Raw genomic sequence first — 10,066 nt, forward strand, 5'->3', positions numbered from 1 at the left:
ATGCCATCCGGCACGCTATGCGATCGCCACTCTAAAAATTGAATTTAACCAGAGCGATCGCACTCCAATTGCGTGTTCTAACAGTGAAGCAGAACTGCTAGGGGCGTGTTGGTGTGGAATTTAAAGTGAAAATTCAGGAAATTTCGGTCTTATTCCTGTATAAGAAGATTAAGTCTATCTTCTGCTTCAAATTATGCCCCTGGACTTTTCTGGACAAAATCTCCAAGGACGCTCCTTTAGAGGTCAAAACCTTAAAGGGGCAAACTTCAGCGGCGCAGATATACGAGGTGCAGATTTTAGCAAAGCTAATTTGAGAGGGGCAAACTTCACGAGTGCTAAGGCTGGACTGCAACGTCGGTGGGCAATTTTCCTAGTTCTTGTCTCATGGTTGTTGTCGGCATTATCAGGATTATGCTTGTATGTCAATGGTTATTTTGTGTCTCTAATTTTTGATACCCAGAGCTTAGAGAAACAGATCGCGGGCTGGACTGCCTTAATCGTATCGATTGCCGTCTTTTTCCTCATAATTCGCCAAGGAGTAGCAGCCTTCGCCGTCGCCGTCGCCGGAGCCATTACCGTCATCGGAGTCTTGACTGTGGGCATCGCCTTCCGCCTCATCGTCTCCTTCAACGGAGTCTTGGCCGCGGCCATCGCCTTCGCCTTCCCCTTCGCCTTCGCCGTCACCGTCGCCCTCCCCTTCGCCGTCGCCGTCACCGGAGCTGTCGCTTTCCCCTTCCCCTTCCCCTTCACCGTCACAGTCGCCGTTACCGGAGCCGTCGCCTTCCCTTTCGCCTTCCCCTTCACCTTCCCCTTTGCCGTCGCTGGAGCCGTCCCCTTCCCCTTCGCCTTTGCCGGAGCCGTCGCCAGAGCCGTCGCTGGAGCCTTCGTCGTCACCGGAGTGTTAACAAGCATTTACATTGGTTGGCGAGCAATGAAAGGAGACGAAAAACATTCTTGGGTTCACAATATTGCTGTTGCCTTTGCTGCTACAGGAGGTACAAGCTTTCGTGGCGCTAACTTAACTGATGCTGATTTCACAGGAGCCACTCTCAAAAATACAGATTTTAGAAAAGCTAATCTGACTCGCACCTGTTTCCATAAAACTAAAAAACTTGACCGTGTTCGCCCAGGAATAACTTACCTGCAAAAAGCACAAGTGGTAAGCGTGCTAGCGACAGGTCATGGGCAAGACAAGAATTTTGATCGTGATGACTTGCGAGGAGTCAATTTTCAAGGAGCCAATTTGGTAGATGCCAGCTTTATTGGTGCAGATCTGAGCTATGCCAATTTGCAAGACGCAGACTTATCAAGGGCGAAATTAGTACAAACACAACTTGACGGCACAGATTTAACAGGGGCTACTCTCACCGGGGCATACATTGAAGATTGGGGTATTACTACTGACACCAAATTTGACGGGGTGAGGTGTGAGTATGTTTATATGCGACTCCCCACGAAAGAGAACCCTGACCCACTCCGCAAACCTGATAATAACAAAGAGGTATTTGCAGATGGAGAATTTGGGGATTTCATCAAACCTATTTTCGACACACTGGACTTGTACCATAACCAAGGTGTTGACCCTCGTGCGATCGCGATCGCATTCAAACAATTAGCAGAAAACAATCCTGACGCAGAGTTACGTATAGTCGGGATGGAAGTCAAGGGTGAAGATAAATTTTTACTCCGTGCTAAAACTGCACCAGAAGCAAATAAATCCGAACTGAGTGCTGAGTATTTCACTACATACAATCAGCTTAAAGCCTTAACAGCACGAGAAATAAAGTTATTAGTAGCAGAAAAAGAGAATCAAATTCGTAGACTAGAAAACATGGTAATGACAGCGTTAGAGCGCCCTAGTTTTTACACCGAAAATCGCACCATAAATATGGATAGCGGTAATTACAACGAGGATATTCAAGGCGATTATGTAGAAGGAGATTCTTTAGAAAGACAGCAATCAACTGAATAAAAATACTTTGATGACTTAAATTTGATAAATTACACTTTTATCAAAAGTATGAAAAAGATTTTAATATTATCAGCTAATCCAAAAGATACAAATAAGCTCCGTTTAGATGAGGAAGTGCGGGAAATCCAAGCTGCTTTGGAACGTTCTAGAGCAAGAGAAGAATTTGAATTAATTACCAGGTGGGCAGTTCGCATTGATGATTTGCGCCGTGCTTTATTAGATAATGAACCACAAATTGTACATTTTTCTGGTCACGCTACAAAAAATAATGGTGTAGATTCAAAGAATTATTCTCAAGAGTATCAGCGCAATGCTATTCGTTTAAATTCACAGCCAAGTGGCATAGCTTTAGAAAATAACTCCGGTCAAATGCAACTAGTTAGTACAAACTCACTAGCAACTCTATTTGAGTTATGTAAAGACACTATTGAATGTGTGCTACTTAATGCTTGCTACTCTGAAGCTCAAGCTGAGGCAATTTATCAGCATATTGACTGTGTTATTGGCATGGAACGCGCTATTACAGATAAAGCTGCTATTAATTTCTCTGTAGCATTTTATGACGCTCTTGGTGCAGGAAGAAATTATCAAGATGCTTTTGAATTTGGTCGCAATAATATTGACCTCAATGGCATACCAGAGTCTTTAACTCCAAAAATAAAAATTAGAAATAATTCTAAAACTTTATTCATACCTAATTCTAAGGAGAAAAAAGCAAATATGGCTGGTGATCGCACTATTAATATGGGTAGCGGTAATTACAACGAGCGCATCCAGGGCGATTATGTACAGGGTAATAAATACGCTGCTGGTGAAAAACAAAGCCTTGCCGAAGCAGCCGCCGAAATCCAGAAATTACTCAAACAGCTAGAACAGACCAACCCTACAGCTACAGAAGTACAGAAAGAGGCTTTTGTGAGCGCAGCTATCCCACCAACAAAGAAAGAAAGGCTTATTAATGCTTTTATTGAAGGTGGGAAAGGGACTATTGAAGAGTTTTTAGATAATCCTTATGTAAACGTGGGAATTAAGATTATCGAAGGATGGAAAAATGCTTAGTGCAGAGTTCGGATTTTCTGCTGATTTTGGCATGAACATGACTTGACATCTCAACTAACTGAGAATTTATAAAACTCGTTCGGACATAGACTATGACTGAAGAGAGAGAATCTGAGCAGCGCGATATCAAAACGGAAAGTGGCAATTATAACGAATCAATTGAGGGAGATTATGTTCAAGGTAACGTATTCAAATGGATTATCAATATTCTGGGTGGACAGCAAAGATTAGAACAAATAGAAAACTTTGCTTTAATAAAAAAGAGAAGTATTTTATCAAAAAAATGGTACTATCTTCTAATATTATTTATTTCTAGCTTAGGATTGACACTAACGTATTTTTTTATTTTAAATAATCAAAAACAAACAGCACTTTTATTATTGATTTTGATGCTATTGCTGCTGATGTTCCTTAATTTTACTAGGATATTTATTTTAGTATTTATAGAAAGAATAACTCAAAATTTTGAGAGAAAGCAACAGGAACTTGCAAATAATTTAGCAGACGAATTTGAAAGAAAACTTGATCCTTGGGAGCAAAAATCTTTAATTTTTCAGACAAAATATTACCATCAATTAATTGAGTCTTGTCGTGACTACCGAACTCAAGGATTAAAAACTAAGGGACCATTCACTCTAGATTTAGAAAAGGTATTTGTGCCACTTAAGGTTGCACCAGAGAGTGCAGAACAAATACATAGTGCAATGATTTCCCTTAGAGAAAAGGTTGAATCTACAAGTATTTGGGATTGGTTAGTAGCAAGTCAAAATATTTACACTTTTCGTAGCATAGTAATCATTGGTCCACCAGGTTCCGGCAAAACAACTCTACTAGAACATTTGGCATTGATCTATGCTAAAAATGAGCAACGCAAACAGCACTCAAAAGCGACACGACTGATTCCTATACTACTTTATTTGCGTGATGTTCAGGAGATGATTGTTAATTCTGAACTTAGCTTATCAGAACTGATTGAGCAGCAACAACTTATTAAAAAGCTTAACCCACCCAAGTATTGGTTTGAGAGGAATTTACAACTTGATAAGGATTGGCATACTCAGCAATGTTTGGTGATGCTGGATGGTCTGGATGAAGTGTCGTTTAACAAACGCACATTAATTAGCCAGTGGATAAATAAGCAAATCCAAGAGTATCGGCATGTTCTTTTTCTCCTTACCTCACGACCATTTGGTTACCGCAGCGCTCCCATACGGCAAGTTAGGACTGTTTTAGAGGTACAGCCATTTAATTTGAAGCAGATGCAGACCTTTATTCAAAACTGGTATCTGCAAAACGAAATTATGAGTCGATTAGGACAAGAAGACCAAGGAGTACGACAGATGGCTCAAACAAAATCAAATGACTTGATTGAGCGTATTAAAAATAACCCATCCTTGGCTGCAATGGCTGTCAATCCATTACTGCTGACAATGATTGCCACAATACATAGTTATCGTGGTGCTTTACCGGGGCGGCGTGTGGAACTATATGCAGAAATTTGTGATGTCATGTTGGGAAGAAGACAAGAGTTTAAAGGAATTCCTGACTCGCTATCTGCCAAACAAAAGAAAGTAGTGCTGCAAGTATTAGCATTAGAGTTAATGGAACAAAATACTCGTGACTTTAGTCCGGAATCAGGAAGTTGTATAATTCAAGCTGAGTTAGCCAAACTAGTAGAGAATAATTTAAAACCAGAAGCATTTATAGAAAATATTGAAAATGTATGTGGTTTGTTAGTTGAAAGAGAAAAAGACGAATACGAGTTTGCTCACAAGAGTTTTCAGGAATATTTAGCAGCAGTTCAGATTAAGGAAGCAAATAAAGAGCAGTTCTTGATTTCTAAAATTAATAATGATTGGTGGCATGAAACTATTCGTCTTTATGCGGCTCAAAGTAATGCAACTAATATCATTCGTACTGCTTTGGCAAATCCAACCGTTGTCTCTCTAAAACTCGCCTTTGATTGCCAGGAAGAAGGTTTGAAGGTTGAACCAGAAGTAAGGCAACAACTCACAGAGAAGCTTGAAGCTGGACTAGAGTCAAATGATTTAGAAATCTTTAAACTAGCAGCAGAAGTTAAACTGGCAAGGCGATTGAGTAATCTGGTGCGTGTTGATGAAAACTTAGAAATTGATAATAACTACATTACCTGTGCAGAGTATCAGCTATTTCTTGAAGAAACACATGAATCTCGTCAACCTCAACACTGGCAAACTAACAGATTCATACCTGGAGATGCTAAAAAACCAATTACTGGAATAAGTTGGCAAAATGCATATCGATTTTGTGCATGGCTAACATTGTGGAGTATAAGACAAGGGTTCGATAGCCAGCTAAACCTAAGTGAATTGGCAGCGCATTATAGATTAGCGACTGAAGACGAAATAAAACAACATTATATCGATGATGACAAACAATTTTCAGAGAATGGAATTCGTATAGTAAAGTCTAAATTACCTTCTAAATACAGTCAACTTGTTTACTACTTAATGAGTGGTGAGTGGCAAAAAGCTGATCAAGAAACAGCGAAGGTAATGCTTGAGGTTGCTGAACGACCAACTAATAGCTATTTAGATACAGAAGATATCAAAGCTTTTCCCTGTGCGGATCTTTGTATCATTGACCAACTTTGGGTGTATGCTAGCAAAGGCCACTTTGGTTTTAGTGTTCAAAAGAGAATATACCAAAGTATGGGTGGCTTAGGACAATTGTGGAATAATGAGAAAACATGGAATGCCTTTTGTGAACATACACGGTGGCGTAGAGGAGAAATGTGGTTATATGAGACCGCAATGATCTATAACCTAGATGCACCTTGGGGACATCTCCCAAGCCCTTGCTGGGGATGGTGGGCGTATCCTTTAGGGTGGTTACTCCTTGAGCGAATAGAGGCCTGTGGCCTATAACACAAATATATATAATCATTATAGTCTTTAAACCTGCTACTCCAATGTGTAGGTACGTGCTACTGCTTCATCCACAAGCTACTGCAAGACCACTTTGCTCAAAAAGAGTTTAAGCGAGATTAGAAAAAAAGTCTGAGACTATACCACGCCAAAATGCATAGGCGATCGCTTCTTATAAACCTAAAACTCCCTCATGCCTTTTTAGCTTTGGGCAATGTCCAGCAAATACCAGAAGACAACACCACGCTAGCAACAGCAGCAATCAGAATAACTTGAACGGCATCAGTGAAGTTAAAAATCATTTTTGTTACCTCAATTTTTGATTTCTACAAATATCTTCAAACTAGACAGGCAATTCTCCAGATATCTAATTGTGATTTAGGACAATCAAGTATGTGATTTTGGTCTAATCATTGTCAGAAATCCTTGCGGTAGGAAGCGATCGCGTAGCGGCTACTACGGAGCGATCGCACTTCTTGTAAAAATGATATTATTCATGCTTCCATTGGGTCTGGTCTTGTGATTCCCAATTCAGTCAGTTTGGTTTTCACATTCTCCCACTTCGTACCGCAGTAGTAGTATTTTTTATCCAAGATATTCGCTATGTAATAACCTTGCTTGCCGCCGTTAATGCGGAATAGTTCAATGGCTACTTTCTTCATAGAAGTACCAAAAGCTGCAAACTCTTCTTCCGGTGACAAATTCGGGGCGTTAAATAAGTTAATAAATGGCTCACCATGTTTAAAAGCCCAGCCATTACCTCGGCGCTGAATAATTTGATAGTAAACAGGACAAAAAACTGCGGTGTTGGAATCTGCCATAATCAAACTAGGTTTTAATTTAGAGTAAAACCCCTAGCAATTTACTAGGGGCTACTAACTATATGTTAGTTATCAACGTTGTCTTGAGAATCTGGCTCGTCTGCAATATCGTCCAGGTCATCTCTGACAACTTCCGAGTCTACGAGGTATGTTTCACCCGATACTTCGTCCCGCTTTTTCCAAACTCCTTGGATTAAACGGATAAAGACTTTAACCGGGTTCCAAAAACCTCGATGACCGTTACCATTTTTGCTCAATCAATCACCTCCTTTATTCAGTAACTGGGGACTAAATATGTCCCCAGATTTATTTTAAACCACTTTTATCCATAAAATTAACCATTTTTACCAGCATTACTTCTATTTTTAGTAGCAATTAATATTAATTCACCTGAGGCGATCGCATCCAATAATTGACCTGTTGAGCCTTCTTGATCATAGATATAGCCTAGTATATGTGCGATTTCTTTGAGCTTATCCCCTGTCCCCGGTGCAACCCGTGCGTGTAAATTTACGCGGTCTAATTTCTTCCTTCCTGCCATAAGTGTAAACAGTAAATATCTAAAAGTGGTGTACACATATAGGATAACAAATATAGCGCTCGCGCAGCTACTCGTGTGGAATCACTGCGTGAGCGCACTCTGGTAAAATTTTTAACTAGCAATACCCATTATTAGTTAGATTATGTTTAAAAAATTAGCAGCAGGAATTGGTTTTGGGATACTACTTGCTATAAATCCTATAGCTATGGGTGAGAATAACAGTTCAAACTATCATAATAATCTTCTTGATAAGTCCAACAAAAAAGCAATTGATGTATCTCAAATATCCATAGGTGGTATGAAGCTGGGGATGAAAGAAACGGAAATTATCAAACAATTAGGTAAACCGAAAAGTCGAACTACAAAGTATGACGATGTTTGTTATAGCTCCTATATTACAACTTGGAATTACGACGGATTAGAAATTGAAGGGCTTTCAACTTCTAGCAATGCAAGTCAAAGTCAAGTCCATTCGATTAAAACTTCTAGTTCGCTTTATCCCACAGAGAAAGGGATAAAAGTAGGCGATCGCATCAGTAAGGCTCAAAAAGCATATTCTGCGTTTTTATCAAGAAATGATACTAAAAATGATTTAGTATATTCAAATGATGCTTATGGTGGTTTAGTATTTTCTAGTAACAAACAAAGGGGAATAAAAGAAATTAGATTGCTAGGAGCATCCTGTTAAAAAGATGTTTTGTTAATAGCATAAATCAGTTTTATAATAACTAAACTGCTGCGGGAGCCAAAACTTCTGATGTGCGATGACCAAGAACTGCGGGAACCTCAAGGGGCGAGGTATATCAATGATGAACTGGTTATAGAGCGTGTGACCTATAACGGCGAGGAAATTATTCAGCCGCCGCAGCGCTGGACGAGGGAGGAACAGCTTTGGTTACTGGACACGCACCCACTATTTACTGGCAAATGTCCTCAATGTGGTGCTGAAATGAACCGTGACTATACTTCAAGGGTGCATTGGGATTGTGAGTGTGGCTGGATGGATGATTCGGTGTAAACAGATTTCTAACTACTGACCTGCTGCTCTATTTTCAATTGGCGGATGTTTAATCTCTCCTTCGCTGTAACCTAAGTCGTACATACTAGCAGCTTGAGAATCATGTTCTGGTGGCACTTTGGGTTGTTTAGCCCAGGCATCAGATTTTCCTAAATTAAACCAATCTTCATCACTCATCCCAGAGCCAAATGTGTTCTGTGTGATTTTTTTGATACAGGCATTTCTACTTATGTTAAGCGCGTCAGTTTCTTTCATAACTATCCCAGAGCGCTACGAGCCATACATAATGACAATTGTCCTGGTAATATATTACCTCTTCCCCAAGTATGAAGGTCTGGAGATTGCGATCGCACCTTACTCGTGTTGCACCATGCGATCGCAGTTCTACCTTAATTTTGATCCTTTAGCTCGGCTAAAACTTTGTCGAGTCTATCGTTTGTGTCTTTAGCAAACTGAATGCATCGCACACTTGCAGCCATTCCCCCGGCGGCGGTAACAGTTCCTTCGGGGACTTTTCCTGAAAGCAAAAGCCCTGCACCTACAAGGCTAATACAGGCAGACAATGCAGTTGCGATGAGTGCGAGATTAAAGCTATAGCGGGCTTGTCTCAAGCGTTCCTGAGCAATGCTCAATTCAATTGTGGAGTAAGAGTTAGGGGCTAGCTTGTTATTCATAAATTTTGCAGAGCATATAAACTTCACACTTCTAATGTGGAGCCAAACCCCTGAAATACTGACTACGCAAAGATTGTGTTGTCAACCACCTGTGACCTTTCTATGATTGTCTTATGCCCTAGTTTTGATTACATAAATAGTTGCCATGACAGACCCAAGCCTTGGCAGAAAAAAGAAGAAAATAACTTACACCGCTTCTCCACTAGGTATAGAGAGAGCAGAAAATGCTTTGAAAAGGCTAGGATTTGACTCAAAAATCAACTTTGCAAAATCTCAACTTTTAGCTCGCAATACAGTTACAAAATTTTTTCAGCGAGAGCCAATTCAGCTTGACTCATTTAAAAGAATATGTGAGGCATTGAAACTGAATTGGGGAGAAATTGCAGGGATAATAGAAGAACAATTGGAGCAGATAAAAATAAAAGATTGTAGTAGTCCTGATACTAATGAGAGGGTGAAGCCAGTGCAAACACTTCGCCGTCAAGTGACTGTAATAGATAAACAAAGTAAAAAAATTAAAGCAGTTATCGTATTAGAAGGCGATATAAATTCAATTAATAATGACTTGTCAGTATCTCTTGAATTGATTTTACGAACATATTCAGGAGACACTATAAAAATTACTGATATTAAAGAAGGCAGTATCCGATTAATTGTAGAAGGTTCTCAAGAGGATATCGAACGGCTTGTATCTCTTATTAAATCAGGAGAACTAACTGAAGTAAGGGGTTTTCCTGTTGAAGATATTCAAATTTTGAGCGAAAGTTCAGATGATGACGAAAGTACTAAAGTTGATGATAAATGGCGTTTAGTACAGGAGATTGTTAATCAGCCAGTTAAGGGGCGAAACTTGAGCCGTGCCGACCTGAGCGATGCCGACCTGAGCGGCGCTGAATTGAGTGATGCTGACTTAAGCAATGCTGACTTAAGCAATACTGAACTACGTGATGCCATTCTAATTCTTGCCAACCTACGTGATGCAGACCTAAGTGGTGCAGACATGAGCGGTGCAGACCTGCGTGGTGCTATTCTGGTTCGTGCCGACCTAAGTGATGCCGACCTAAGTGGTGCTTAT

Annotated in this window: 10 protein-coding genes; 5 read left to right on the top strand and 5 right to left on the bottom strand. The window is 40.0% G+C overall.

What is annotated here, in order from left to right:
• The first annotated feature begins 193 nt into the window (after positions 1-193).
• The 3 genes from B4U84_RS29935 (at position 194) to B4U84_RS29945 (ending at position 5,937) form a co-directional block, all read left to right on the top strand.
• Positions 194-1,972 carry a pentapeptide repeat-containing protein gene (locus B4U84_RS29935; protein WP_131121617.1) on the top strand — a complete coding sequence of 593 codons (1,779 nt, stop codon included), beginning with the start codon at positions 194-196 and terminating at the stop codon, positions 1,970-1,972.
• Positions 1,973-2,020: 48 nt separating this feature from the next.
• Positions 2,021-3,031 carry a CHAT domain-containing protein gene (locus B4U84_RS29940; RefSeq protein WP_131121616.1) on the top strand — a complete coding sequence of 337 codons (1,011 nt, stop codon included), beginning with the start codon at positions 2,021-2,023 and terminating at the stop codon, positions 3,029-3,031.
• Positions 3,032-3,123: 92 nt separating this feature from the next.
• Complete coding sequence (locus B4U84_RS29945) at positions 3,124-5,937, top strand: GUN4 domain-containing protein (protein WP_242677771.1); 2,814 nt, start codon at positions 3,124-3,126, stop codon at positions 5,935-5,937.
• Between the two features lie 494 nt (positions 5,938-6,431).
• Here B4U84_RS29945 and B4U84_RS29950 read toward each other — a convergent pair whose 3' ends face one another.
• The 3 genes from B4U84_RS29950 to B4U84_RS29960 all read right to left on the bottom strand — a co-directional run bounded on the left by B4U84_RS29950 (position 6,432) and on the right by B4U84_RS29960 (position 7,299).
• Positions 6,432-6,758 carry a hypothetical protein gene (locus B4U84_RS29950; protein ID WP_131121615.1) on the bottom strand — a complete coding sequence of 109 codons (327 nt, stop codon included), beginning with the start codon at positions 6,756-6,758 and terminating at the stop codon, positions 6,432-6,434.
• Between the two features lie 65 nt (positions 6,759-6,823).
• Entirely contained in the window at positions 6,824-7,015 is a 192-nt protein-coding gene (locus tag B4U84_RS29955) for a hypothetical protein (protein WP_131121614.1), read from the bottom strand.
• Between the two features lie 77 nt (positions 7,016-7,092).
• On the bottom strand, positions 7,093-7,299 hold the full coding sequence (locus tag B4U84_RS29960) for a hypothetical protein (RefSeq protein ID WP_131121613.1): 207 nt from the start codon (positions 7,297-7,299) through the stop codon (positions 7,093-7,095).
• Between the two features lie 142 nt (positions 7,300-7,441).
• On the opposite strand from B4U84_RS29960, the gene B4U84_RS29965 reads away from it, so the two are divergent.
• Positions 7,442-7,987 (top strand): hypothetical protein, encoded by a 546-nt coding sequence (locus tag B4U84_RS29965; protein ID WP_131121634.1) that lies wholly within the window; start codon positions 7,442-7,444, stop codon positions 7,985-7,987.
• A gap of 342 nt (positions 7,988-8,329) precedes the next feature.
• Here the strand turns inward: B4U84_RS29965 and B4U84_RS29975 are convergent, their stop codons facing one another.
• Together B4U84_RS29975 and B4U84_RS29980 are read right to left on the bottom strand one after the other, a co-directional pair.
• Positions 8,330-8,572 (bottom strand): hypothetical protein, encoded by a 243-nt coding sequence (locus B4U84_RS29975; RefSeq protein ID WP_131121635.1) that lies wholly within the window; start codon positions 8,570-8,572, stop codon positions 8,330-8,332.
• A 134-nt stretch (positions 8,573-8,706) separates the two neighbouring features.
• Positions 8,707-8,991, bottom strand: a complete 285-nt coding sequence (locus tag B4U84_RS29980; protein ID WP_131121636.1) for a TRADD-N-associated membrane domain-containing protein — start codon at positions 8,989-8,991, stop codon at positions 8,707-8,709.
• Positions 8,992-9,136: 145 nt separating this feature from the next.
• Here B4U84_RS29980 and B4U84_RS29985 point away from each other — a divergent pair.
• Positions 9,137-10,066 (top strand): pentapeptide repeat-containing protein (locus B4U84_RS29985; protein WP_207391050.1); only part of this gene is annotated, 930 nt, incomplete at its 3' end.

Origin of the sequence: Westiellopsis prolifica IICB1, from assembly GCF_004323185.1 — a bacterium.
Taxonomy (GTDB): Bacteria; Cyanobacteriota; Cyanobacteriia; order Cyanobacteriales; family Nostocaceae; genus Pelatocladus; species Pelatocladus prolificus_A.

What these genes read in the sequence shown, in the direction of transcription:
- B4U84_RS29935 (WP_131121617.1), top strand. Translation starts at nt 194, where the DNA reads ATGCCCCTGGACTTTTCTGGACAAAATCTCCAAGGACGCTCCTTTAGA.
- B4U84_RS29940 (WP_131121616.1), top strand. Translation starts at nt 2,021, where the DNA reads ATGAAAAAGATTTTAATATTATCAGCTAATCCAAAAGATACAAATAAG.
- B4U84_RS29945 (WP_242677771.1), top strand. Translation starts at nt 3,124, where the DNA reads ATGACTGAAGAGAGAGAATCTGAGCAGCGCGATATCAAAACGGAAAGT.
- B4U84_RS29950 (WP_131121615.1), bottom strand. Translation starts at nt 6,758, where the DNA reads ATGGCAGATTCCAACACCGCAGTTTTTTGTCCTGTTTACTATCAAATT.
- B4U84_RS29960 (WP_131121613.1), bottom strand. Translation starts at nt 7,299, where the DNA reads ATGGCAGGAAGGAAGAAATTAGACCGCGTAAATTTACACGCACGGGTT.
- B4U84_RS29965 (WP_131121634.1), top strand. Translation starts at nt 7,442, where the DNA reads ATGTTTAAAAAATTAGCAGCAGGAATTGGTTTTGGGATACTACTTGCT.
- B4U84_RS29975 (WP_131121635.1), bottom strand. Translation starts at nt 8,572, where the DNA reads ATGAAAGAAACTGACGCGCTTAACATAAGTAGAAATGCCTGTATCAAA.
- B4U84_RS29980 (WP_131121636.1), bottom strand. Translation starts at nt 8,991, where the DNA reads ATGAATAACAAGCTAGCCCCTAACTCTTACTCCACAATTGAATTGAGC.